Source organism: Microbacterium sp. ZW CA_36 (assembly GCF_044987475.1).
In the GTDB taxonomy this organism is placed as follows: domain Bacteria; phylum Actinomycetota; class Actinomycetes; order Actinomycetales; family Microbacteriaceae; genus Microbacterium.
The window spans coordinates 1-23,413 of sequence record NZ_JBJDRL010000062.1 but is presented as its reverse complement, the minus strand read 5'-3'; the positions used below and the strand labels follow the sequence as shown (position 1 = coordinate 23,413).

The following is a 23,413-nucleotide window of genomic DNA, read 5'->3' as shown; positions in this document are numbered from 1 at the left end:
CTACCCGAACGCGACCTACCCCGTGCATGCGCGGGCGGTGGATGCCGCGGGCAACACCGGTTACAGCCCAACGATCTCGCTGACCCTGCGCAACTGACCCCGCCCCCGGTCGTTGAGCGGAGGGCGCCCCAGCGCCCGCAGTCGAAACGCGTCGGGTGTGCCGTGGCGTCGGGCCCCGCTCGACTCCTCCACATGGACCCCCGCGGGCGCCCTGTCCACGGAGCACCCGCCCCTCATCGTACGGCGTGCGCGCCGCAAGCAGGATGACCTCATGGCTTACGTCTACATTCTGCGTTGCGCCGACGGCACCTTCTACGTCGGCAGCACCGTCGACCTCACCCGGCGCCTCGAGACGCACAACGCCGGCATGGGGTCGGCATACACGCGACGGCGGCTGCCGGTGGAGCTCGCGTGGTCGGGGGAGTACGAGCGCATCGCCGACGCCTTCGCGTGGGAGAAGCGGATTCAGGGGTGGAGCCACGAAAAGCGTGAGGCGTTCATGGCCGGAGGCCTCGACGCTGTGATCGGCTGGAGCAAGCGCGGCTCCCCTCCGCCCCCGCCGCCCCCCGGTCGTTGAGCGGAGGGCGCTCTAGCGCCCGCAGTCGAAACGCCCCCGCCGCCCGCACCGGTCGTTGAGCGGAGGGCGCTCTAGCGCCCGCAGTCGAAACGCGCCGAGTGTGCGGGAGGGTGAGCCGCGTTTCGACTCGCTCGTTCCTCACTCGCTCAACGACCGGGGGCGTGACCCCGGTCGTTGAGCGGAGGGCGCTCTGCCGCCCGCAGTCGAAACGCCCCGCCCCGCACCGGTCGTTGAGCGGAGGGCGCTCTAGCGCCCGCAGTCGAAACGCGCCGAGTGTTCGGAAGCGTCGGCCGCGTCCCCACTCGCCCATCCCTCGCTCGCTCAACGACCGGGGCCGCCCCGCACCGGTCGTTGAGCGGAGGGCGCTCTAGCGCCCGCAGTCGAAACGCGCCGAGTGTTCGGAAGCGTCAGCCGCGTCCCACTCGCCCATCCCTCGCCCCGTCAACGACCGGGGAGACGGCGCCTCGCGCCGACGTCAGCGGTTCTGCTCGAGCTGCTTCTTCGCGATCTCGGCGTCGAGCACGTCCCCCGGGGTGGCGGCGTCTTCCAGCAGCACATCCTCGTACGCCTCGGCCGCAGCTTCCGGCGCGGCGGCGCGGTCCTTCGGCTTGCGCATCTGCTTCACGAAGCCCATGATCTGCGCCACGTCGCGCCGGTAGGCGGGGATCAGCAGCAGCGGCCCGAGCACCAGTGCGCCCGCAAACCCACCCACCAGAATCTCGAGGATCGCGATGAGGTCGACGGCCCGCGTCGCGGCGAACGCCGAGCCGAACGCGAGCAGCGCGAACAGCAGCGGGCGCAGCACGGGGTAGAAGATGTCGCTGCCGCGCACGAAGGTGCCGCGGATCGCGAACGCGAAGCCCGGGATCAGGAGCAGGGCCGACAGGATGCCGTAGGTCAGGGCGAGCCCGTAGATCCCGCCCCACCAGATGCCGACGAAGAACCCGACGACCACGAGGGGCCGCGCGACGAGGTCGTAGAGAAGTTGCTGGTGCGAGCGGCCCATGGTGATGAACAGCCAGCCGCGCACCTTGCCGATGCCTTGGGCGATGCCCGCGATGGCGAGGATGCTGAACAGCACGGCGGCCTGCTCCCATCCAGGGCCGAGGAGGATGGCGAACAGGGGCTCCGACACCGTCGCGAGGATCGCGTAGGTGGGCAACGTGAGATAGCCGATCACGAGGAGGGCGCCGCGGATGTAGCGGCGGTAGCGGTCGCCGTCGTCCTGCAGCTTGCTGAGGACGGGCAGCGCGACTCGGCCGATCGGCCCGTTCAGCTGCTGCAGCGGCATGAGGAACAGCGCGTACGCGCGCGAGTACTGGCCGAGCACGGCGGGGCCGAGCTGTTGGCCGATGATCACGGTGTCGGCGTTGCGCTCGACGTAGTTGAGCAGCTCGGCGCCGAAGATGCTCCCGCCGCGCGTGACGAGGGGCACCACGTCGCGGTGGATGCGCGGCCAGCCGGGCCGGGGCCGGATCGCGAGCCACAGCATCACGAGCCGCACGACCAGTCCGGTGCCGACCATGACGATGAGCGCCCAGTACCCCCACCCGAGCAGACCCGCGGTGATCGCTGCCGCTACGCCGCCCACCATCGAGACCACGTCGATGCGGGCCAGCAGCGCGAACTTCAGCTCGCGGGTCGCGCGGGCCTGCAGCGGCATGGTGAGCCCGTTGACAATGAGGCTCGGCGCGATCACGAGCGTGATGAGCACGAGCTGGGGCTCGTCGTAGAGGTTCGCGATGAGGGGGGCGCACGCCGCGAGGATGCCGCCCAGCACCACGCCCAGCGCCAGTGCGAGCCAGAAGAGGCTCCGCCAGGCGCGCTCCGAGATCTCGCGCGCCTGGATGATCGCACCGGTGAGGCCGAAGTCGCGGACGAGGTCGATGATTCCCGAGATCGCCGTGACCATCGCGACGAGACCGAAGTCTTCGGGGCTCAGCAGGCGCCCGAGCAGCATGATCGCGGCCATCTGGATGAGGGTCTTGCCCCACATCCCGCCCATGGTCACGACGATGCCGCGCGACGCGCGGTGAGCCAGGTCGGTCATGTCCAGATCGACTTCAGGTACGCGTCGGTGGGGGTGGGCACCAGGGCGTCGAACTGGCTGGCACCCCACGAGTCCATCGAGCTGTCGTAGGTCCAGCGGCCCGATGCGACAGGGTTGCGCGTGGTCGCCTCCGCGTAAGAGACCTTGGTGTTCGAGACGCCGCCCCACTTGCTGCGGTACATCGAGCCGAAGATGTACGAGTCCTTGGCATAGAGCTGGAAGTCCTCGCCGATCCCATTGAGGGCCTGTGCGAGCTTCGGGGCGTCGGCGTTGGCGGGCTTGGGGTAGCGGGCGCGGATGGCGGTGGCCTGCGACGTGATGATGCTGTGGTCGAGCGTCAGGAACGGCGTGCCCTTGTTCGGGTCGTCGCTGCGCATGCCGCCGATCTGGAGGGCGCAGTTGAGCGAGCCGAAGAAGGTCGTGTCGCGCACGGTGAGCCCGCGGTACCAGCCCGATCCGTACATCTGGATCGTGTCGACGTGGTCGCTGGCGCCGGTGGGGCGGAACACCGGTGCCGAGTAGCATCCGTCCCACACGCTGTCGGTGAGTACGCAGTCGGCGCCCGCGGCATAACCGAGTGGGTCCGAGATGTCGGCCTTCGCGTTGCTCATGACGATCTCGTAGGCGCCGCATTCGCGGGTGGTGGCCCCGTACGACGAGGCCATGCTGAGGCCTTCCGACATGGTCGACTGCGCCCAGGCGCTGCGCGTGCAGTTGGTCATCAGCACGTCGACGCCGTTGATGCGGGCGAACGTGACGCCGTACACCTCGCGCAGGCGCGCCGGCTCGGTGATGATGACCGAGCCCCAGCCGTCGCGCGGCGAGACGAGCACGTTCTTGCTCCACTGGGCGCTGCCCAGGCCTTGCAGCACCGCCTTCGACCCCGACGACGCACCCAGGCCGGGCAGGGTGCCAGGCCGCACCTTGATGTGCACGCCGGCGGCGGCCTTCGATGCGGTGACCGCCAGGAGTGCGGTGCGGATGGCCGCCCACGTGCAGGCGACCTCGACCGTCGTCGTGACGGTGTCTTTGATCCAGGGCGTGTGGGCGGGCCAGTGGGTGCCGTTGGGGCCGAACGAGCGGACCACCGCGGGGCGGGCAGTCCCGACGATGGCCGCGGGCGCGGCGGTCGGAACCGAAGAGGCGGAGGGGACGGATGCCGTCGCCGACGGCGACGCCGCGGTCTGGGCGGGTGCGCACATGGCGGTGGCCGCCGCGGGCGCGGCGACGGCGAGCAGGCGGACGAAGGATCGGCGGCTGAGCGGGTTGTTGTTCATCGTGGAGACCTTCCGTCGGAAGTGGACAGCGAACCGGAGGACGAGGCGGCGGCACCCGCGCGGCGGGCGGGCCACGCGAACAGCAGGTCGAGAGCGGGCAGCACGCGCAGCAGTCGCACCATGACGACGCCCGCGCCGAGTCCGAACACGAAGCCGACGGCGAGCGCGATCCAGGCGTTCCCGGTGAGGGCGCCGAGGGCGACGCCGGCGCTCGCCGGCCACCAGTGCACGATGTAGTACACCAGCGAGTCGCGCCCGACGGCGCGCAGCGGTCGCAGCATCCGTGCCGATCCGATGCGGCGCGCGATCACGATCGCGATGCCGATGCCGCCGGCGGCGAACGGCGCCGACAGGGCGGTGTACCGCAGACCGACGCCCACGGCCGCGGCGGCGACGGTGGCGAGGGCGAGTGCCGCGCAGCCCCAGATGACCCAGCGGCGCGCGAGGGTGCGCTCGAGGGCGCCGACGTGCTGCGAGAACCACACGCCGATCATGAAGAACACCAGCAGCAGGAAGAAGCGCCGGGCACCGAAGTCGGGCACGAGCGCGGCGGCGACGAGCGCGCCGGCGGCGATCCACAGCGGCGGCACGCGGGGCGTGACGAGCGCGACCATATAGAAGAGGAACAGGTCGTACAGGAACCACAGGTGCTCGACCGGGTCGTACAGCGGCAGCAGCAGGTCCCATGGGGTGACGACGTGCGCGGTGACGCCGCCGATGATCCCTTCACGGATGCCGAACCCGTACAGCAGCGCGAGCGCGATGACTGACCACACGAGGTACGGGTACAGCACGCGGCGCACCTTGCCGGTGATGTAGGCGCGCGGGCCGCGGGCGAGTGAGGCGCTGACGAGCAGTCCCGAGAGGAACACCATCAGCGGCATGCGCACGGGGGAGAAGACGGTGTTGAGCACCCATGCGACCTCGGGTGCGCCGAGAGGGGAGGAGCTCGCGAAGAGCACGGCGTGGTTGAACACCACGAGGATGATCGACGTCCCTCGCAGGACGTCCATCCATTCGATGCGCGACTTCTCGACCGCTGCCATCTGTCTCCGAGCTTCGGCGTGCTCAGGTTCTCCGGCGCCGGCTCAGCGCGATGCCGCCGGTGATGGCCGCCACGGCGGCGACGGTCGCGGCGACGGTCCAGCCGACGGCGGCGCCGGTGGCTGCAAGGTCGTCGTCTGCAGCGGCTGACGCGGGGGTCGTGGCTGTCGACGGCACAGGCGTCGCCGAGGCCGTCGACACAGGTGTCGTCGGAGTGGGAGTCGGTGTCGCCGTCGCGGTGGGCGTCGGCGTCGCCGTCGGGGTGGGCGTGGGAGTCGGAGTGGGCGTCGGCGTCGGCGTCGGCGTGACGGCGCAGCCGATGACGGTGACGAGCGGGCTCGGGTAGGTGACGAGTCCGGTGGTCCACGACGGCTCGGCGTCGTCAGGGCTGGCGTAGCCGTAGGCGACCGCGGACGTATTGTGGAGGTCGTCGCAGGTGTGGCCGGTCACGGTCGCGTCGTAGGTGCGCACCTCGCCAGCCTCGTAGCGGCTCGGGCCCCACGTGTACACCTCGCCGTCGGGACCGTTGACGGTTGCGGCGCCCCACGCGGGGACGGACGACAGGTTGCGGGTGTACACCGAGATGTCCACTTCGCCCGGCGTCGTGAAGTCGAGCACCACGCTCGCCTCGCCGATGATCGCGCTGGTGTCGGCCGATGCCGCGACCGCAGCGAGTGCCCCTCCGCCGAGGCCGAGAGTGATCGCGGCCGCCATGATTGTGACTCGTCTGCCTCTGTACATGTGCTCCCCAAGCCCAAAAGAGAACGCCCGGGGCCGTTCCCTTCCGGCTCCGGGCGGCAGTGCCCCATCTAGGTGCCACGCTACGGTGATCCTCCGGGCGGGGGGTTACTGTCGCGTTTCGTCTCGGTTAAGCCCCGTGTTCAGGAGTTTGGGATGCCGGGGTGTCGCCGTAGTAGTGGCGCACGGACTTCCGCGAGTCGATGACGAGGAGCGCGTAGAGCGTGACAGCGGCTGTGGCAGCGAGCGCGACGAGCGCGAGGACAACGGTGACGATGACTCGGATCACGGTGGGGGCGAGGCTCCGGGGCGAATGGGCGAGGTGGGAGTGCCCATCAAGCTTAGGCGCTCGCCTTCGCCGCCAATGGGAGCGCGCGTACCGCGTGGCGAGGCGTCGCCCGTGTCGGCGCGGGTGCGCGACGCCTAAGTTGCGCCGTGCGGTCGCGGTCGATGTGCTTGGGCGGCAGAACCACACCTTCGCCTCGGTTACAACTCCTTCGATCCGGATGTCCCACCAGTTGTACTGGTGGCCCGATGATGGCAGGACTCGCAAAGCAGTAACCGTTGCGCGTAGATCTCACGACGGTTCTAAGCAGTCGCGCGATCACATCGAACCTTGGAGTCAGAACGTCCCCGGGGCTCGTGGCAGGCGATGATTTGACTCAGTTCCCGGCCACTGAGAGATATAGGTGGCCGTATTCGGCCCCGATGTGCGCCCAGTCCCGCTTCGACAGATCCAAGGAGCTGACTGGCGGCGCCGAGAGGGTCCGTCCAATTGCGCCGCTGAGGTGCTCGGCAGTCAACTCACCGTCGAACAGCATTACCCACCGGTCTCCCAGCTCGAGCCGAAGGCTCTCGGTCGACGGTGTCCGTGGTACCAGGACCGGAACTCCCAAGGTCAGTGCGAGGAAGATCGACCCCGAGTTGTAGAGCTGGCTGTATGGCAGCACCACGATCTGTGCGGTGGAGACGACCTTGATCAGGTCCTCCTCCTCAAGTTCCTTCAGCATCAGGGTCACGGGGGCCGCCGCTGCAGACTCCTCGATCGCGCGTCGCGTCATTTCGTCCCAAGGCTTGCCTGCGATCACGAGTGACAAGGATGAGTCAGCGGTTGAGGCTGCCCTGAAGGCATTGACCAAGCCCGGCACATTTTTATACTCCCGAATGGCGCCGAAGTACATCAGGCGCCCATCGACACGCGCGGTCTCGGCACGCCGCTGGTACTTCTGTCGGTAGTCGCCGTGGGGTATGACGTGCATCGGTTTGATGGGATAGGCCGACAGCGAATCGGTGTCATTCAAGGCAACGAAAGCGGCCGCTGAGCGGTAGACCCGGTCGAGTGTGCTGCCTTCCGCCCGTGACATCGATTCGTGCGGAGCGAGATTGTGGATTGTGACGATCGTCTTGGCGCGCATTCGGCGGGCACGGCGAAGCACGTGTCGGAGAGCGGCTCTCTTCAGCACGGCCTTAGCTGGGTTGGGCGCTCGGACAAGATTCTCGGGCCACTGAAAGTGCAGAACGTCGAACTTCCCGAACAACGCCGTGCGCCAGCTGAACCACTCGGATTCGACGTACGTGGGGAGGTTGGCGACGAGCAGTTCAGCGAACGGATTAGTTCGCGAGTTCGGCTTCACGACGCTCTGGAGGACCGTCACTCTTGTCAAGGTATCTCCTCGTCATCCGCGGCACGATTCTTGTCCAGCGTGGTTGGGTCGCTGCGAGATTGCAAACTCACCCGGCATGACCCCGGCAGCGAACGATCCAACCGTCGCACATATACTTCGAAGCGGCCGCAGTGACCCTGACGCGAAGGATGACATTGACTGCTGTTCGTGGAGTTGAGGTGTTTCACTGGAACCCGAAGCGGCCCGTCGTTCGCGGTCGCCTGGGGAGGCTCGTACCGCTTCGCCGCCCTGTCGGCAACTTCGGGGACCTGCTCGGCCCAGAAGTCGTCGATCGCCTCGCGCCCGACTCGTTCGCGCCACCCGGGTCGCCGCGGCTGTTGACGGTGGGGTCGATCCTCCATTTCGCCGCGGACAGCGATGTCGTCTGGGGGTCAGGCGTCAACGGAAAGGTCCCGACGACGGATTTCCGCGCGAATCGACTGGACGTGCGCGCTGTTCGAGGACCACTGACGGCGGAGTTTCTACAAGCCCGCGGTATCGAAGTTCCCGAGATCTTCGGTGATCCAGGACTCCTTGCCCCCGCGCTCCTCGGCGTCCGCAGATCCGAAACTCCGCGTATCGCGGTGACGCATCTGCCCAACCTCCATGATGCTCCCGCGTGGAGAAGACTCCCGGGCTTTCTCAGTCCGACGACCGACCCGCGCCGTGTGTTCGAGGCGATCGGGCAGAGCCGACTTGTCATATCGTCCTCACTGCACGGTCTCGTGATCGCCGATGCTCTCGGCGTGCCGGTGTCGCTCGTGCGCCCGACGAAGGAGAGTCTCTTCAAGTACCAGGACTATCTCGAGGGCACTGGTCGACGCCTTGGGCACGTGAGCGACGACGTGTCAGAGGCGCTCCGGCACCGTCTGGAGCCGCTGCAGTGGGACTCCGAGCCGCTTGTGACCGCATTCCCGCGCGACATTTGGGTCCCGCAGCCGGAAAGAGCTCGGGGCTGAGCCGCTCAGCTTAGCCTCACCGGCCGGCGGCGACCCCGGCGAGCCGCTGAGGGCAGGCGACCAATGTTCTCGTATCGTCCAGGCGACCGGCCCAGAATAAGAACCCAGACCTGTCCCCAAATCGACCAACCGCTCGAGATGTCGCCGCAACGGGATTGCCCTAGAGTGTTTCCGGGCCTCTTGTGGCGACGATGGCGCAGGCTCGGTGATCCGCAACGCGGATCGCTGATGCGAACTGCTCCGAATCGCTAGGAGAACAATTGACCTTGAACGACGCTGATCGCAGCTACCTCGGTGGGATCCAGGACGCCACGCGAGAGGTCCTGCGCAAGGTGATCGGGGATGCGACCGCTGTCGCGATCGTGGATGCCCCGAATCAGCGAAACGTCGGGGACGCCTTGATCTGGCTCGGCGAACTCGAGTACCTGCGCTCCCTTGGGCTGAAGATCGAATATGTCGCGGACTTGTGGTCATATGACGCGAGGGCTTTGCGCAAGGCGATGCCAAAGGGCGTCATCCTTCTTCACGGCGGCGGCAACTTCGGCGATCTGTGGATCGGACACCAGATTCTGAGGGAGATCGTCGCCACCGATTTCCCGGATTACAAGATCGTGCAATTGCCGCAGTCGATCCACTTTGAGGACGCGCAGCGTGCCAAGCTCGCCGATGATGTTCTCGGACGCCATCCGGACCTCACAGTTTTGGTTCGCGAGTCTCAGTCCCTCGGGCGGGCTCAGCAGTCTCTGCCGAACGTGGCAGTGGAGTTCTGTTACGACATGGCCCTCGGGTGGACCCCGTCGAAAATCCCCGATCGAGATGAGCGTGGCTTGCTGGCGATCGCTCGCGCGGACGTGGAAGCATCGAGTTCTCTCGACTCAGTCGACGAGGACTGGATCGTGGGCCAGGATTTGACGGTCACGGATTGGGGGCCACGAGGCATGTCAAGTGTGGCCTGGCACGGCGCACGGAGCCTGACCAGAGTGCATCGCTTCTACGCCCGCGCGCGTCGTAAGCTTCCGTATCTTCCCGTGAACCTGCCGGACAAGTTCGGCACGTGGGCACTCGCTCGAACGAACTCCGCCAATGTCTCCGGTGCGGTCGACCTCTACTCCCATGCGCGCGTGATTGTGACCGACCGGCTTCACGCCCATGTTCTGGCGGCGCTCCTCGGTAAGCCGCACGTTGTACTCGACAACAGCTACGGAAAGGTGAGCGGCATCTTCCAGGAGTACACGGGACAGTTCTCCACTGCGAGATACGCCGCTGACCTGGATACCGCACGGGGCCTCGCTGCGTCATTGGTCGCCTGATGCTTGCGTTCGTCACGTCGCTGCGACACCCCGCCAACTCCGCCGACTATTCACGGGTGGAGTCACTGCTGGAGCAGACGCTTCGGTCAGTCTGCTCGCAGACTGACGATGACTACGTCGTTATCGTCGTTGGAAATCAGCGCCCGAGCTTCACGCTTCCTCCCCAAGTCCACTTCGTCGCGGTCGATTTCCCCCCGCCGGTCACTTTTGGGGAGCTTCACGCGCCTCGCGATGCGTTCGTGCGCGACAAGGGCACGAAGATCGCGGCAGGGTTGATTGCGGCGCGTCGTTTCCGGCCCGATCAGGTGATGATCTTCGACGCCGACGACTTCGTAAGCAGGCGCCTCGCCGCGCACGTGAAGACAGATCCGTCCTCGCCTGGATGGGTCATCAGCGACGGATGGATGTTCTCGCGGGCGCGTAATGTCTACCGCCCGGTGAGCCACTTCAACCGCACGTGTGGCACGTCCTTCGTCGTCCCATACGAGGCGTATCAGGTGAGCGCCGACATCCGGGTGGATGCGTCACAGGACGAACTGATCGCGGCGTTCGGCGACGTCCTCACCAACATCATGGGTGCTCACCGCGGGGCGGTCGAGTGGCACCGTGCGCGCGGGCGTGAGCTCGAGATCCTTCCGTTCAGGGGTGCGGTTTACCACGTCGACACGGGTGAGAATCACTCGGGCAAGTCCTTGCGCGGTCTCGCCTTCCCGTCGTCGAGAAGATTCCGTCAAGAGTTCGGTGTGCCCTACGGGCAAGGGCCCGTATGGACGGCGTGGTCGGCGTTCGGTCCGGTCGCCCTGGTGGAAACGGTTCAAGCCAAGGCTCTGTCCGTGGCTGCTCGACTGTTCAGATCGTTCGCGCGGCCGAGTTGATGAGCGGAATTCTCCGCTTGTTCGGGGAGAGATCTCATGTCGGTGGATGACGACGGCCTCCGCCGCCGAGCGACTGCGTCGATCAGTTGGGTCGTCGCCGAACGTTGGGCATCGCGGCTCCTCTCCCTGGGAGTTCTCGCAATCCTGTCGCGGGTGCTGGGACCCACCGACTTCGGTCTCATCTCGATGGCGACAGCCGTCGTCGCGCTCGTCCAGGTCTTTGTCGACAGCGGGTTCAGCAGGGCACTCGTGCAACGAAAGTCGCTGGTACATCTGGATGTGTCCACCGCCTTCTGGGCGTCAGTGGCCATGTCGGTGGTTCTCGCGGGTGGACTAGCCCTGTGTGCGCCGTTCATCGCGGCACTGCTCGGGGAGCCGCAGTTGGCGCCTGTGATACAGGCGCTCAGCCTTTCTCTCCCGTTGCTCGCTCTCTCCCAGACGCCGGCGGCCATGCTTGAGCGCGACCTCGACTTCAAGCCGCTGTCCATCCGGCAGCTCATCGGGACCGTCGGCGGGGCCTTGGTGGCAATTCCCCTGGCCCTCCTCGGCTTCGGCGTGTGGGCGTTGGTGGCGCAGACGGTCATAGGCGCTTTGTGCGCGACGATCGCGCTCTGGGCATCGACCTCATGGCGCCCCAGCCTCGAGTTCTCCTGGACGTCGCTCAGGGGACTCTGGTCGGTCGGCGGCGCCATCCTGGGCATCGACTTGCTCGACGCCATCCAGGCGAATATCGACAAGCTCGTCGTCGGGGCTTTCTTCGACCCGACAACGCTCGGTTACTACTTTCTTGCGCAACGCGTGGGGACGATCCTCATCGAGCTCGTCACGTCAGTCATGTCGCGAGTGTCATTGACCACGTTTTCGCGGGTTCAGGATGATCGTCAGCGTGTCGATCGCATCTTCCGCCAGCTGACGTTCGCTGCCTCAGCTGTCAGCGTGCCAGTCTTCGGACTAGTCGCAGTATTCGCGGAGCAGATCGTCAATGGTGTGTTTGGTCCCGGATGGGAGCAGGCCGTTCCGATCCTGTGGATATTGGCTCCGGGCTGGGCCCTCGGCGCGGTCATGTATTTCGACCGCAACGTTCTCATCGCGACGGAGCACACTCGAGCTGCGCTGATACTCGCCGTCGTCCAGAACGCTGTTTCCATCGTGCTCGTCTTCGTTTTCATTCCTTTTGGCGTTCTCGGTGTCGCGTTCTCGCGGCTTGCCCGGTTCGTCACCTGGCCGGCGCGCCTTGTCGTTCTGCACCGCCTGGCGGGAGTCGCGATCGGCAAGTACCTCTTGCAGATAGGGAGGGCCATCGCAGCGATATCGCCGTTCATCGTTCTGTGCGCCCTGCTCCAACTGACGCCATGGGCGAACTCCGACCACGCGCTCTGGACCTTCGCCCTACCGCTCGCAGGCTTGTCGCTCGTCGGCTACGCGGGCGTCTTGTGGCTGATCGCGGGAACCGAAAGTCGGGCGTTGATCGCTCGGGTCATCACCGACGTCCGCCGCAGGGGCCGTGCCGCAGAGTAGGAGCTGCCGCCATCGGCTCGCCGCGGCGAGCACGGCATTCTGCCTTCGCGACACGGCCTAGTCGGGACGGTGGTGCAGCGCGACTTCGCGACGGGCGCCCGACGGTTGCGAGGAGCTGCTCATCGAGCTGCAGCTCACCATGTCGTTCGACGAGTACCGCGAGCGGCACGACATACAGCCGGGCGAGTACGGCGCCGCGTTCGCGGCGTGCCGCACGAGGTCAGCGGGTGGGACCGCGACCTTGAGTCACCGGGAGCGCCGGCGTCGGCGTCGGGGAGCGAGCTCCAGGTAGAGCCCGCCGACGATGATGAACGCGAGCAAGGCGAATAGCCACGGGCTCTCGAGCATCCCCTGCCACAGCCCACCCAACATCATGCCGATGCCCTGCCAGAACGCCGGCAGGAACGAATCCCCCAGATTCCACATGTGGGGACCGTACGGCACACTGACATGCGGGGGCTAGGTCGACGCGCGACTCGAAGAACTTGGGGGTTCAGACGACCGGGGCGGTATCGGGACTCCAGCGTCGAAGCGTCGACGAGGTCCTTGCGTGAGCGAAGCTGGTGTTGGAGCCTGCGCTCCAGGGCGAGCGAGACTTTCTGATCGGCGATGAGCGGAACCTCGCGGGCCCTTACAACGGGGTTTCGAATGGCCGGTCCCTGACATTCGTGCTCCAGAACCTGAGGTCACGCGTAGCCGACTTCAACGCCTGTTACGCCCCCATCCAGGCCGGTCTCCGCGCCGATCCAACTGCGCGTTTCTGTCACGACCTGCGCAGCAAGATCGAAAAGCAAGGCCATCACGGCGGCGCCCAGAACACCCTTCATGCCTGGGAACTCAATACCCGCGATCTGCTGGCCGCGGCACCTCCAGGCACGACGGGCATGTTCATCGCTGATCATCTCAGTCGTTCTGGCTGGAATGTCGAGATGCCCGATGGTACAGAGCGGGTCGTGTACTTCACGATCCCCGCGCCCGTCGCCAGCACATCACCTCTCCTCGAGGGGGCGCCCGACCCGCTGAGCATCGAGAGGCCGGTTTCGGCGTCCGCGGTCGGGCGTGTTCAACGAGCCCACGATGGACATGCTCGACAGAGCACTCCGGCAGTGACACGGCCGCCGTTGATGTCGGTGGTGAGCGTGTAGCTCTTACCCTCGGCCGGAGGAATGATCCCGGCCGCCCTTGACGAAGAACCGTCGCTACGAGGCGCACTACGACGCCCTCAACGACAAGCGCATCGCAGGCGCACCGTCGCGGCCGACGACGCTGCCGGCGGCCGCGTACGGTCCTCACCAGCTTGAGTGGGTGCCGATAGTCGGGCAGCGCCCCCCCGTGTGGGCGCGGGTGTCCTGGCCCGACCGGCCCGCCGAACGGATCCCCGCGTTCGCCAAGGGCTGGAACGACCGCGTCGTCGTCATCGCATGGGGCGGGCCCGGCGGCGCGATCGACACCGTCGTGTGGAGGGACGCGGTGACTCATCGGGAAGCCTGACGACATACCCCTTGTCCCCAGAAAGGGGGACAGCTAACGTGAGACGGCGACGAGTGATGGGACTTGGGGTCCATCTGCATCAGTGGCCGCATGGGGGACTGGGGACACCATGAAGCATGACGTTGTTCGAACGATCAGGATCGCTGGACGAGAAGGTGTGGAGGATTTCGGCGTCTTCCGCGGCGAATCCGCCACACAAGCGGCTATGCGGTGGCTCAATGATCATCCAGAATCACAGATGAGCTTCCTCGATGGGGATGAGGGCGAGCGGCCCACTTCACGAGTCCGGGCGCTGGTATCATCGGTCGTCTCCCGAGCGATCGGTGTGAGCCGCACCATCCTGAAGAGCCGACCGCTCAGTGCTTCTCGTCGTGACTCGACGCCGAGAGACTGAGGGTTTCGACTGACATAGCCTCCGTCGTTGTTGTGCTGGCAGTGCGGCCATCGTGGCGAACCCGAAGTCGTCCAGCACGGACCCGGATACGCCGCCGGCGGCAGCCCTAGTCGGCGGACCGCCCGAGCCGGAACCCGCGGGCCCTGAACTCGGCCTTCTGGTGGCTGGTGACGAAGTGGCGTTCGACGAGCCGGTGGAACACGTATGCGAGGGCCGCCGCTATCGGGAGCACCAGGGCGAGCATGAGGACCAGTTGCAGCCATGTCGGAAGCCCGAGCGGGAGTAGCAGCAGGTTGCCGAGCGCGAGAAGTGGCGAGTGGATCAGGTAGAGGCTGTACGACCAGAGGCCAACCCACACGAGGAATCGCGTCTCGAGGGCGCGGTGCAACCACGTGCGACGGCCGTCGAGCGACGCGGCCGAGAGCCACAGCAGCCCGAGCGCGATCGCCGCACCGATCAGCGACTCGGAGTACATGTTCTTCTCCTCCGCGCTCACCGGGTCTATGTACAGCCAGCCGACGGCGATCGCGAAGAGGATCAGCGCCGGCCACCCGGCCTTGATCCGGGTGCGACGGACGGCGAGGAAGGCGGCGAGCATTCCCATCCCGAACAGTCCGATCAGCCAGAAGTGCGCGGCGGCGACGTTGGGCACGTACCGTGTCAGCAGGACGCCGAGCACGATCGCGATGCCGGTCGTCCACCACGGGCCGAGGCGACGCCAGAGGGGCAGAAGGACGAGCGGCATCAGGAAGTAGATCTGCCACTCCGTCGCGATCGACCATGCCGGGCCGTCGATCTGGTAAATCCACTCGGGCGAGAGGTTGTGGACGACGAGTAGGTGCGAGATGAGCCCGCCGACGGTGACCGGGATCTTGTTGTCCCACGCGGTGCCCGACTCCTCGTTCAGCACGGGGATGGTCCAGATCATCACGAGGAAGATCGCCAGCGCGGCGTAGTAGGGCGGGAGGATGCGCTTCGCCCGGCGTCCGATGTACCGCCCGAATCCGCCGCGGAGCTCGAGGTCATCGGTCCGCGCGACGGGAAGCATCAGCACGAACCCGGAGAGCACGATGAACACCGGGACGGCGTAGTCCCCGATCTCGACCAGACGGCCCACGAGCGGCAGGTCGGCCTTCACATCGCCAAGGTAACCGGTGAACGTCGTCGCGTGGTAGACGGCGACGGTGAGAGCGGCCACCGCCCGGAGACCGTCGGCGAACTCGAACTTCGGTCGAGGTGTCGGCAAGGCAGTCACGAACAGAAGCTTGCCAGACATGCCGTGACGCGCGGGTTACAAGACGAAAACACGAAAACGCCCCTCACCAGCCTGAAGGCATCGCGTGCAGGATGCTCTCGCGCTCCAGTGGCCTGGCGCGATGACGGCCACGACATCACTGCGGCTCGCCCTCCAGCGCGGCCAGACCGGGGTGTTCCCCAGCGACGACGTGTCGCTCGTACTCATCGCAGAGCAGCGCCCGACCCGCGAAGCGCTCTCGAAGCTCCGGCAAGAGGTCGCTGAGAACCACGCGAACCGGCCGAGCGAGCCCACGCCGTCCGACGCCGACGCGTTCCTCTGGCAGATGAACACCGAGACGCTCCTGTCGGACCGCACGGAACGGCTGCTCGACGTCATAGACCGAGCCATCGAGGTCGTCACCCATCCCCGTCTGAGGGGTGGCAGGCGTTCTGTTGTGAGTCTGACGTGTCAGTAGAGCGCGCAGTTGGCTTGCAGGGCGGCGCGGATGGTGTTGAGCTGCGCGCCCGTCAGGATCTCGGTGTACCCGATGATCTTGGCCACGTCCGAACGGTAGATGGTGCCCGCCGCAACTCGCCGGCCCACTGTGAGGTGGGAAAGGAGCCCGGCCCAAGGGTGCCGGTCCCATTCCCGGGTCCACGCTCAACAGCGCGACTTTCCAGGCACTCGCTCTGAAGTCGCCGCCAGCTCATCGCGCAGCGATACTCGGAGATCCTCGCCGGCCACAACTTCCTGGCGCACTACCTGCTGCGCGGGCGGTCCACGCTGGTCGGCGGCGCTGTCGCTTACGTGCCGGACGAGGCAACCTCGTCGGGTGCGACCGCGGAGACTGTCGCACCTGGTGGCGAGTACCCGATCACCGCTTTGCCGGCAGACGCCGCTGTGCTCGTGGCGGCGCTCAAGAAGGGTCTCGGTACCGAGATCGCCGTGTCCAGTGATGCCGCGGTTCTTTGCGGTATGGACGCTCGGCCGGCGATGATGGCGCCCAAGACCCACGGGAACGCGAACCATATGTTGTTGGTCGCAGCCGCCAGCAGGGCGAATGAGATCACGAACAGGGATGAGCCGACTCGCGCGGTGGCGAACCAGAAGATCGCCACCGCGAGGATGAAGAAGACGCCCGCCAAGATGCCGCCGTCGTAGAAGATGGCCACCCAGAGGGTCGGCAGATATGCCGCTGCATAGGACGTGACTCCTGCGTCGTGCATTTGCGAGTAGCCGTTGAAGCCGAACCCGGTGAGCCAGGCCCCGTGCATTGTTAGGTCTTGGAGCGCGCTGTCGATGGTCAGAGACCTCGTCAACCCCGTGCCTCGGTCCAGATCGAACAGGGCCGACAACCGCCCTATCGTTGCGCTGAGAAGTGGGTCGCTTCCTGCGGTGCGGGTAGAAGGGGTTGCCCCGAGCGCGAGTATCACCAGCGCTGCCATCAGCGGGATCGCGACGAGTACGCCCTTGCTTCGCCCAAATTGGCGGATGGCGAATGCGGCCGTGACCGCTGCCCAGAGCACCCATGCGACTCGCGTGAAGGTCAGGTACACGGAGACGCTTCCTACGAGGAGGAATACCCACAGCAGCCCGGCGGACATCGCGGCACGCCACACGTAGATCGCGCATGCAGTGAGGGTGAGGAATGCCGCATACAGGTTCGGTTCATCGAACAGCCCCTCCAACCGGAAGAGGGCGGTCGCGTAGTCAGACTCGACGAAGTCGTTGGCCGTGCCGCTGATCTGGGCTGCCACCCAACCGAAAAGTGAGACCAGCATGGCGATGGTGACAGCGGCGACCAGGGGACGTATGACCGACTCGACCATGGCCCTGAGGGCAAACACGAGGGCGCACGCCAACACGTTGGCGCAGATCCAGATGAGTAACCGCAGACTCTCCATGGCACTGGGTGCGACGAACGCGCTCGCAACGAGGGTGAACAACCACCAAAGAATGGTGGCGGCCAGCCATGCGACAGTCCACGGTGCAGAGCGCGGCCGCACGTTGGCGCGAGGGCGATTCCCCATCCAGACCAGGAGCAGGATGGGGATCGCGAGGTGCTCCGGCAGGAGAGTGAACGGGCCGACATTGAACCGCACCGACGGGATCATCATCAGAACGAACGCGCATATGAACCAGAATCTCGCCGCGCGCGTGGGCTGCTGGCGCGAGTCACGCGCGCTGGAGCGCATCGAAGTACTCTCTGGATTGGCGTGCGGGATCGAAGGAACCGAGCGCGTTCTGCCTTGCGCGCTCTACGACGCCCGTTCCCGAGGAGCACTCCTGAATGGCACGTCGAATTGCGTCCGCAAGCGAGCCTTTGTCGTCGACACAGTATGTGAATCCCGTCTCGCCATCGGTGAGGATTTCGCCGATTCCGCCTGCCTCCGGCCCAACCGCGAGGACACCAGCCAATTGCGCTTCAGCGGCAACGCGGCCGAACGGCTCGTTGTCGTTGGTGAGGACCAGAATGTCGAGGTTTTCCATCGTGGCGTTCTGCGGCACGCGTCCCTCGTCGGAGAAGTCTTCGCCGAAAAGTTCTCGCGCGAGATCGACGATCTCCGAATGGTAGCCGCGATTCTCTTCCGTCGTCGCTCCTCTCATGACGACCCGAACCGGTGCACCTGCCTGCGCGATTGCCCGGAGGGCGACCTCCAGGTTCTTGTCGGGCGAGATCTGTCCGACAAGGCCAACGCGCGGCCCCTCGCCACGGGCGTCTAGCGACGGAGCAGCCGGAGAGGCTTCGTCGCGGGGTGCGAGCGTGACTGGTCGATAGATTCGCTTACGTGCGGAGGGGCCATGGGGCAGTTGGCGGAGAATGAAATCGCTGACGGTGATCGCCAAGTCGCATACTCGCATCATGTCGAAGTAGATGCGGCGCCGAGGGTTTCGATTCTGCGAATCATGGACGTCGACGACGACGCGTGTCGATCTGGCACGCAGGACCGATTTCAGCAAGAGCACCGTGGGCAAGAGGTAGAAGTCGAAGACGACGATGACGTCTGCCGTCTTGGCGGCCCTCATGATCGGCCGGAAGAATCCAGCGTTGCGTGTGAGACGTCCGGCGCGCGCCGAGACCAGCGTTGCGGGGCGTTCAACGGATGACAGCCACGCCGTCGCCAAAGCCGGATTCGATGTGATCAGGTCCGGGGGCTCGGGGAAGTTCTTCGCGAGCGACAGCAGGCTCAACTCGGCGCCCCAGATGACTCGGCTGCCCGTCACGAAGGTCACCGCTCGCCCGGTCACGGAGTCACTCCTTCTCTATGCTTGATGAGCTGCGCAGGTACGCCGCCGACGATCGTCATCGGAGCGACGTCCGATGTGACCACTGCACCAGCCGCCACTATGGCGCCCCGACCGATGCGCACGCCGCTCAGTACAGTCGCCCCCGCCCCGATCCACACGTCGTCGTCGATGACCACGGAGCGGCGCCGTTCGCCCTGATCGCGTATGGGTCTTGTGGGGTCATCGGCGATGTGGTTCTCCGAGAAGACGGAGACATAGGGGCCGAGGAGACAGTCGTTGCCGATTCTCACGCCGCCGCCGCCATGGACGAAGTTGCCGAGACCAATGGCTGTGCGGTCTCCGACGACGATGCCTTCACCGAGATTGCGCAGCACACCCGAAGCTCTCAGGGTCGCCCTCTCGTCAACTGTGACCGCGTCCCCGAGGACGATCCCGTCACGGGCGCGCGCATCTATGAGGACCGCACGAGCGATCGATGTCCCGGCCCCGACTTTCAGCATGGACCGCCCGCGGACCCGCGCCGAAGGCGAGATGAAAGCGCCAGGGTGTCGCCGAAGCACCGCAACGGCTCGATTGGCGGCCTTCTCGAGCACGAACCCGAGGATTGTCGTCAAAGGGAGTTCCCGATCGAAGCCCGAATCAAGACCCCGTGCGGCTGCGTATCGCCGATCCAGCATCTGACGCAACTTGGAGCCCCCGAGCGAGGGGGCCGGACTGGCGACCAACTCACTGCGGATCGATCGCACTGCGTCGTCCCAGCGCGTGTCCGGTTGAGGCGGAGCAGGACGGTCCGCTGGCTCTGACGCGAGGGCTTTCTCCATCGCGTGAGCAATGGCGCGCGGATTCTCGGGATCGAAGTACTCCCTCGCGGTACCGATCTCGAGGAACGGAGGAATCCGGCTCGCGACTGCCGGTGCGCCGAAATGCTCGGCCTCGATGAGAGGGAGGCCGAATCCCTCATCAAGAGACGGGAAGACGAACAGCGAGCAGTGCTGATACAGGTATGCGAGTTCGCCGTCGTCGACCGATCCGAGAAAGGTCACGCGGTCGTGCCGAGCGCCGGTCGCGCCGGCTCGGCCGTCGGCGGCACCCACGATGAGCAGCCGGTGGCCGGTGAGCGCGGTCGACGACGTGAAGGCCTCGATGAGCCTCTGCAAGTTCTTTCTGACGTTCAGCCGTCCTACCGCAAGAACATACGGGGTGCTGTCGAGGCCACTGGGCGGGCGTGGGGAGGCGTGAGCCAGCCCGTAGGGAACCCCGAGACCTACGGGGCGCACCTTCTTGCGCAGCCGGGGCATGAGCCGCGTGATTCGCTCCGCTTCCGCGTGGGAGGACGTCAAGACGACATCGGCGTGCGGCAGAGTGCGCTCCGCGACACCAAGATAGATCCTCTCGGCGAGTGTGAACCACGCAGGGTGATCCCGGTACAGAGCGTCGTGGAAGAAGGTCGCCGCTACGGCCTTCCGCCGCCGCAGCGGCACGAAGTTCTGCGAGATCACTGCGTCGAACCGGTCAGAGCTGCGGGTCAATCGGGTCATGACCCAGAGGCCGTGAACTCCCAGTCTTGTCGTGCGCACCTCGCTCCGGATCGTCGGAGGCAGCTCGGCTGTCTCCAACCGACTCGCTGCACGCACGGTGATCTCGTCATCAGGAAATACACGTGCCCATGCGGAGATGAGAGCCGAGGTGACGTTCCGACCGGAGGGCGGACCGTCTCTGAGCCAGTAGCCATCGAAGAGGACTCGCAGGCCGCGGGTCATGTGAAAACGCCGATCCGCGCCTGCAGCGATGCCTCGTATCGTCCGCACACGGCCGCCCAGGAGTATTCCGTCGAGGCTCGCTCGATGTTGTCGCGAGCGGATGCCTCCTGAGCCTCCGTGTTCGCGAGCAGCTCCCGTACGTTCCTAGCGATCTCAGCGGGATGAGCGCTGCTGAATATCCCGGTGGGACCCAGCACCTCTCGGTTGTACACAGTGTCTCGCGCCACGATGGGAGCACCAGCAGCCATGGCTTGGACGAGCGCCGGATTGGTGCCACCCACGCTGTGGCCGTGGAAGTAGGCGCCGGCGTGCTGCCAGAGACCGAGTAGACGCCGATCATCGCTGACGTGTCCGAGCCATCGAATGCGGGGCGAGGACTGCGTGAGTTCCTGCGCCCGACGATCGAGCTCGCCACCGTAGGCCCCAGTACCCACGATCACGACATCGTTCTGCTCTGCGATCTCGGCGGCGGCATCGAAGAACTCCGGGATGGAGTTCTCCGGAACGAAGCGGGCTACGACCAGTGCATATCCACGGTGCGTGAGCCCTGGTTCGACCGGCAGATCACCATAGACCGGATCGCCACCGTAGGGGATGAAATCCCCCTCCAGGCCGAACTCGTTCTTCCACCTCAGCGCGATCGCCCGTGAATCGTAGACCATCCGAGTCCCGTGCCGCGCCGTCCACTTCGCGCCTGTGTGGAACACCCATTTCGCAAACCGTCCCCACTTTGCGCGGTCCCACTCGATGCCGTCGACGTTCACGAGCGTAGGAATGCCGGCCCGCTTGAGGAGGGGCAGCCAATAGCCGTTCGCGACGTTCATGACCAGCGCCACGTCTGGACGTTCCTTGATGCAGTGCCGGGTGGCGGAGTACCCGAAGGTCAACGTGCTGAGCGATTTCTTCTCGAACCCAGTGGTCTCGATTACGCGCACGCGATGGTCGCGGTCAGGATCGTCCGGTCGCGTCGCGCCCGGCCGACTGTAGACAGTCACGTCCCAACCGTGGTCGGCGAGATAGGGGGCGAGCTTTCGCACGGCAGTTTCGAAGCCGCCGTAGTAGCTGGGGTATCCGCGGGTGCCGATGATCGCAACTGAGGGCAAAGGTCAGCTCTCTTCTAGAGTCGTGCGGTGGTCAATGGGCGGATTCGCCGGGGCTCAAGGCAGCACGCGCGGTTTTCGTCAAGATGACGACGTCCCCCAGGAGCGACCAGTTCTCGACGTAGGCGAGATCGAGCCGTACGGAGTCCTCCCACGAGAGGGTCGAACGCCCTCCGACTTGCCACGCGCCCGTTATGCCCGGCTTCATGAGAAAGCGTCGGTGAACGTGCTCGGCGTACTGCGCGACTTCGCTGGAAAGCGGAGGTCGCGGACCGACGAGTGACATGCTGCCTGCGATGACGTTGAACAACTGGGGGAGTTCATCCAGGCTGTACTTACGCATGAACTTGCCGACCTGCGTCACGCGCGGGTCATCGGCCATCTTGAAGAGGACCTCGTTGCCGGAGTTCTGCTTCTCGCGGAGATCGGCGAGGAGTTCCTCGGCGTTGACGACCATCGAGCGGAACTTGAGCATCTCGAACTCCCGGCCCTTCAGGCCGATTCGCTCCTGACGGAAGAGGACCGGCCCTTCAGACGTCAGCCGGACGCTGATCGCCAGGAAGGCGAGCAGCGGGCTGATGAGGAGCACTCCCACGACAGAGATCAGAAGATCCATCGTGCGCTTTGCGATGCGCTGGCCACGGCTGAACTTCGGAGTCTCAACGTGGATCAGCGGTAGTCCGGCGACCGGACGGGTGTGAATGCGTGGACCGGCGATGTCGGCGATACTCGGCGCCAGCACCAGGTGCTGTCGGCCGGCCTCTAGCGCCCACGAGATCTGCTTGACCTTCATCGTCGGCAGGTCGTCAGTGCTCGTCACAGCGACGGTGTCGGCGCCTGTGGCGGCGATGGCGAGTTCGACGTTGTCGACGCTGCCCATCACCGGCACCGACGTGCCGGGAATCGAGTCGGCGATCTTGCCGGAGGGTACACACGCGCCGACCACCCGGTACCCCGCGGTAGGCGAGCGGTGGAGTTCGCGCGCGACCGCAGCGACCGAGTCCTCCGACCCGACGAGGAGGACCCTCGCCGAGTATTGCCCGACCAAACGCTGCGCGATGAGCCACTGGCGCCAGAGCCAGCGCTCGAGCAGAAGCACGAAAATGCCGAGCGGCAGCGTGATCAGGAGATATCCGCGGGCGACGTCAACCCGGAAGAGGAAAGCAAGGATTGCGATGGCGCCGAAGAACGTGAAGCTTGCTCGCGCTACGCGTACGTACTCGGTTGGACCCGCGCCGATGATGCGGTGGTCGCGAGAGTCGATGAGGGACAGAGCCCACATCCAGGCGATCACGAGAACCGCTGAGAAGGCCCAGTAAGAAAACTCGTTGAAGCGTGAGTCCTCACGGATCGCGACCTGGGCGTTGCCCCACCCGAACCACAGGAGCTGGGTGCCGTACACCGCCCAGATGAGGACGAAGAGGTCGCTGAACCAGAGGCGGGCGGCGTAGTCGCGGCGCCACGGGGTGCGGCGGAGCGCTTCGTCTCGCTCGTTCCTCGCTGGTTCCTCGCTCGAGGAAGTGCTCGTCCCTCGCTCTGCGACTGGGGGAACAGCGGCGCCGAGGCTCGATGAAGGCGCGGCTGCCCGTGCCTGGGGGTTGGGCGGCGTCTCCGTTGGCGCGTCGATGTGGGGATTCGACGTCACTATGTCTTCTCGCTTTGTGGTGGATTACCCGGCCACCACGGGCAGGGTATCAGGTGTTTGTTTCGGCCGAATAGTTGGAATCGGCATTCCCATCGATGGGGAAGGGGAGAACGCCGACTCCATTATTAGAGCCCTCTCATCCTGCTCATGTCCATGTTTCGCTGCGTGGCGTTCAGGCTCAGGGTTCGCTCAAGGCGGGAGGGTGACCGTCGCGGCGCTGGTCACTATGCGCCTCGTCGGTCTGTCGATTTGCGCGGGGTTGGTGGTGTGTGTTATTTACGCGCCCGCGTTTGTGATCAAACGTGAATCGCCGGCGTTTCGGCTCTGCGTTTCGACTCGCAAGCTCGCTCAACGACCGGGTGGGGTGGCTCGACGGTTGGGCGCGTTTCGACTCGCAGGCTCGCTCAACGACCGGGTGGGGTGGCTCGACGGTTGGGCGCGTTTCGACTCGCAGGCTCGCTCAACGACCGGGTGGGGTGGCTCGACGGTTGGGCGCGTTTCGACTCGCAGGCTCGCTCAACGACC

20 protein-coding genes and 2 pseudogenes are annotated in these 23,413 nt (G+C 65.9%); 8 read left to right on the top strand and 14 right to left on the bottom strand.

Translation table 11 applies throughout. From position 1 onward, the window contains the following. The first annotated feature begins 271 nt into the window (after nt 1-271). Nucleotides 272-577: a GIY-YIG nuclease family protein gene (locus tag ACI3KX_RS18445; RefSeq protein ID WP_404910644.1), complete on the top strand. Its 306-nt coding sequence runs from the start codon at nt 272-274 to the stop codon at nt 575-577. Nucleotides 578-1,052: 475 nt separating this feature from the next. Here the strand turns inward: ACI3KX_RS18445 and ACI3KX_RS18440 are convergent, their stop codons facing one another. The 6 genes from ACI3KX_RS18440 to ACI3KX_RS18415 all read right to left on the bottom strand — a co-directional run bounded on the left by ACI3KX_RS18440 (nt 1,053) and on the right by ACI3KX_RS18415 (nt 7,341). Beyond that, nucleotides 1,053-2,627: a lipopolysaccharide biosynthesis protein gene (locus ACI3KX_RS18440; protein WP_404910643.1), complete on the bottom strand. Its 1,575-nt coding sequence runs from the start codon at nt 2,625-2,627 to the stop codon at nt 1,053-1,055. Beyond that, complete coding sequence (locus ACI3KX_RS18435; RefSeq protein ID WP_404910642.1) at nt 2,624-3,904, bottom strand: hypothetical protein; 1,281 nt, start codon at nt 3,902-3,904, stop codon at nt 2,624-2,626. The genes ACI3KX_RS18440 and ACI3KX_RS18435 overlap by 4 nt, the downstream gene beginning before the upstream one ends. Continuing rightward, the gene (locus ACI3KX_RS18430; protein ID WP_404910641.1) at nt 3,901-4,950 is read right to left on the bottom strand and encodes an acyltransferase family protein; all 1,050 of its coding nucleotides are present in this window, start codon (nt 4,948-4,950) and stop codon (nt 3,901-3,903) included. The genes ACI3KX_RS18435 and ACI3KX_RS18430 overlap by 4 nt, the downstream gene beginning before the upstream one ends. Nucleotides 4,951-4,972: 22 nt before the next feature. Next, nucleotides 4,973-5,662: a hypothetical protein gene (locus tag ACI3KX_RS18425; RefSeq protein ID WP_404910640.1), complete on the bottom strand. Its 690-nt coding sequence runs from the start codon at nt 5,660-5,662 to the stop codon at nt 4,973-4,975. A 154-nt stretch (nt 5,663-5,816) separates the two neighbouring features. Beyond that, complete coding sequence (locus ACI3KX_RS18420) at nt 5,817-5,975, bottom strand: hypothetical protein (protein ID WP_404910639.1); 159 nt, start codon at nt 5,973-5,975, stop codon at nt 5,817-5,819. Nucleotides 5,976-6,348: 373 nt separating this feature from the next. Next, nucleotides 6,349-7,341, bottom strand: a complete 993-nt coding sequence (locus tag ACI3KX_RS18415) for a glycosyltransferase (RefSeq protein ID WP_404910638.1) — start codon at nt 7,339-7,341, stop codon at nt 6,349-6,351. A gap of 140 nt (nt 7,342-7,481) precedes the next feature. Between ACI3KX_RS18415 and ACI3KX_RS18410 the strand changes: the two genes are divergently transcribed. The 4 genes from ACI3KX_RS18410 to ACI3KX_RS18395 all read left to right on the top strand — a co-directional run bounded on the left by ACI3KX_RS18410 (nt 7,482) and on the right by ACI3KX_RS18395 (nt 12,012). Continuing rightward, complete coding sequence (locus ACI3KX_RS18410) at nt 7,482-8,309, top strand: polysaccharide pyruvyl transferase family protein (RefSeq protein ID WP_404910637.1); 828 nt, start codon at nt 7,482-7,484, stop codon at nt 8,307-8,309. Nucleotides 8,310-8,569: 260 nt separating this feature from the next. Next, complete coding sequence (locus ACI3KX_RS18405; protein WP_404910636.1) at nt 8,570-9,619, top strand: polysaccharide pyruvyl transferase family protein; 1,050 nt, start codon at nt 8,570-8,572, stop codon at nt 9,617-9,619. Next, nucleotides 9,619-10,494, top strand: coding sequence for a glycosyltransferase family A protein (locus ACI3KX_RS18400; RefSeq protein ID WP_404910635.1), 876 nt, complete (start codon nt 9,619-9,621; stop codon nt 10,492-10,494). The genes ACI3KX_RS18405 and ACI3KX_RS18400 overlap by 1 nt, the downstream gene beginning before the upstream one ends. A gap of 36 nt (nt 10,495-10,530) precedes the next feature. Continuing rightward, complete coding sequence (locus ACI3KX_RS18395; RefSeq protein ID WP_404910634.1) at nt 10,531-12,012, top strand: lipopolysaccharide biosynthesis protein; 1,482 nt, start codon at nt 10,531-10,533, stop codon at nt 12,010-12,012. A gap of 246 nt (nt 12,013-12,258) precedes the next feature. Here the strand turns inward: ACI3KX_RS18395 and ACI3KX_RS18390 are convergent, their stop codons facing one another. Beyond that, on the bottom strand, nt 12,259-12,438 hold the full coding sequence (locus ACI3KX_RS18390; protein WP_404910633.1) for a hypothetical protein: 180 nt from the start codon (nt 12,436-12,438) through the stop codon (nt 12,259-12,261). Nucleotides 12,439-12,578: 140 nt separating this feature from the next. On the opposite strand from ACI3KX_RS18390, the gene ACI3KX_RS18385 reads away from it, so the two are divergent. Further along, nucleotides 12,579-13,157 carry a hypothetical protein gene (locus tag ACI3KX_RS18385; RefSeq protein WP_404910632.1) on the top strand — a complete coding sequence of 193 codons (579 nt, stop codon included), beginning with the start codon at nt 12,579-12,581 and terminating at the stop codon, nt 13,155-13,157. A 37-nt stretch (nt 13,158-13,194) separates the two neighbouring features. Further along, on the top strand, nt 13,195-13,503 hold the full coding sequence (locus ACI3KX_RS18380; RefSeq protein WP_404910631.1) for a hypothetical protein: 309 nt from the start codon (nt 13,195-13,197) through the stop codon (nt 13,501-13,503). Nucleotides 13,504-14,003: 500 nt separating this feature from the next. On the opposite strand, the gene ACI3KX_RS18375 is transcribed toward ACI3KX_RS18380, so the two are convergent. Continuing rightward, nucleotides 14,004-15,152, bottom strand: a complete 1,149-nt coding sequence (locus ACI3KX_RS18375; protein WP_404910630.1) for an acyltransferase family protein — start codon at nt 15,150-15,152, stop codon at nt 14,004-14,006. A gap of 121 nt (nt 15,153-15,273) precedes the next feature. On the opposite strand from ACI3KX_RS18375, the gene ACI3KX_RS18370 reads away from it, so the two are divergent. Next, nucleotides 15,274-15,609: a hypothetical protein gene (locus ACI3KX_RS18370; RefSeq protein ID WP_404910629.1), complete on the top strand. Its 336-nt coding sequence runs from the start codon at nt 15,274-15,276 to the stop codon at nt 15,607-15,609. Nucleotides 15,610-15,937: 328 nt separating this feature from the next. Here ACI3KX_RS18370 and ACI3KX_RS18365 read toward each other — a convergent pair whose 3' ends face one another. From ACI3KX_RS18365 to ACI3KX_RS18340, 6 genes and pseudogenes are all read right to left on the bottom strand, one after another. Then, the gene (locus ACI3KX_RS18365; RefSeq protein ID WP_404910628.1) at nt 15,938-17,329 is read right to left on the bottom strand and encodes a hypothetical protein; all 1,392 of its coding nucleotides are present in this window, start codon (nt 17,327-17,329) and stop codon (nt 15,938-15,940) included. Beyond that, nucleotides 17,310-18,383 (bottom strand): glycosyltransferase family 4 protein, encoded by a 1,074-nt coding sequence (locus ACI3KX_RS18360; protein ID WP_404910627.1) that lies wholly within the window; start codon nt 18,381-18,383, stop codon nt 17,310-17,312. Before ACI3KX_RS18360 ends, ACI3KX_RS18365 begins: the two co-directional genes overlap by 20 nt. Beyond that, nucleotides 18,380-18,559 (bottom strand): annotated as a pseudogene (locus ACI3KX_RS18355) (DapH/DapD/GlmU-related protein); the annotation flags it as partial. The pseudogene ACI3KX_RS18355 and the gene ACI3KX_RS18360, both read right to left, overlap by 4 nt. Before the next feature lie 630 nt (nt 18,560-19,189). Beyond that, nucleotides 19,190-19,681 (bottom strand): annotated as a pseudogene (locus ACI3KX_RS18350) (glycosyltransferase); the annotation flags it as partial. A gap of 458 nt (nt 19,682-20,139) precedes the next feature. After that, nucleotides 20,140-21,246: a glycosyltransferase gene (locus ACI3KX_RS18345; RefSeq protein ID WP_404910626.1), complete on the bottom strand. Its 1,107-nt coding sequence runs from the start codon at nt 21,244-21,246 to the stop codon at nt 20,140-20,142. 31 nt (nt 21,247-21,277) lie between these two features. Beyond that, nucleotides 21,278-22,888, bottom strand: a complete 1,611-nt coding sequence (locus ACI3KX_RS18340; protein ID WP_404910625.1) for a sugar transferase — start codon at nt 22,886-22,888, stop codon at nt 21,278-21,280. Nucleotides 22,889-23,413 lie beyond the last annotated feature (525 nt).

Excerpts from the sequence above, each read along its gene's own strand:
- ACI3KX_RS18400 (WP_404910635.1), top strand. The coding sequence starts at position 9,619 with ATGCTTGCGTTCGTCACGTCGCTGCGACACCCCGCCAACTCCGCCGAC.
- ACI3KX_RS18365 (WP_404910628.1), bottom strand. The coding sequence starts at position 17,329 with ATGCGCTCCAGCGCGCGTGACTCGCGCCAGCAGCCCACGCGCGCGGCG.
- ACI3KX_RS18435 (WP_404910642.1), bottom strand. The coding sequence starts at position 3,904 with ATGAACAACAACCCGCTCAGCCGCCGATCCTTCGTCCGCCTGCTCGCC.
- ACI3KX_RS18430 (WP_404910641.1), bottom strand. The coding sequence starts at position 4,950 with ATGGCAGCGGTCGAGAAGTCGCGCATCGAATGGATGGACGTCCTGCGA.
- ACI3KX_RS18370 (WP_404910629.1), top strand. The coding sequence starts at position 15,274 with ATGACGGCCACGACATCACTGCGGCTCGCCCTCCAGCGCGGCCAGACC.
- ACI3KX_RS18445 (WP_404910644.1), top strand. The coding sequence starts at position 272 with ATGGCTTACGTCTACATTCTGCGTTGCGCCGACGGCACCTTCTACGTC.
- ACI3KX_RS18440 (WP_404910643.1), bottom strand. The coding sequence starts at position 2,627 with ATGACCGACCTGGCTCACCGCGCGTCGCGCGGCATCGTCGTGACCATG.
- ACI3KX_RS18395 (WP_404910634.1), top strand. The coding sequence starts at position 10,531 with ATGTCGGTGGATGACGACGGCCTCCGCCGCCGAGCGACTGCGTCGATC.
- ACI3KX_RS18425 (WP_404910640.1), bottom strand. The coding sequence starts at position 5,662 with ATGGCGGCCGCGATCACTCTCGGCCTCGGCGGAGGGGCACTCGCTGCG.
- ACI3KX_RS18390 (WP_404910633.1), bottom strand. The coding sequence starts at position 12,438 with ATGTGGAATCTGGGGGATTCGTTCCTGCCGGCGTTCTGGCAGGGCATC.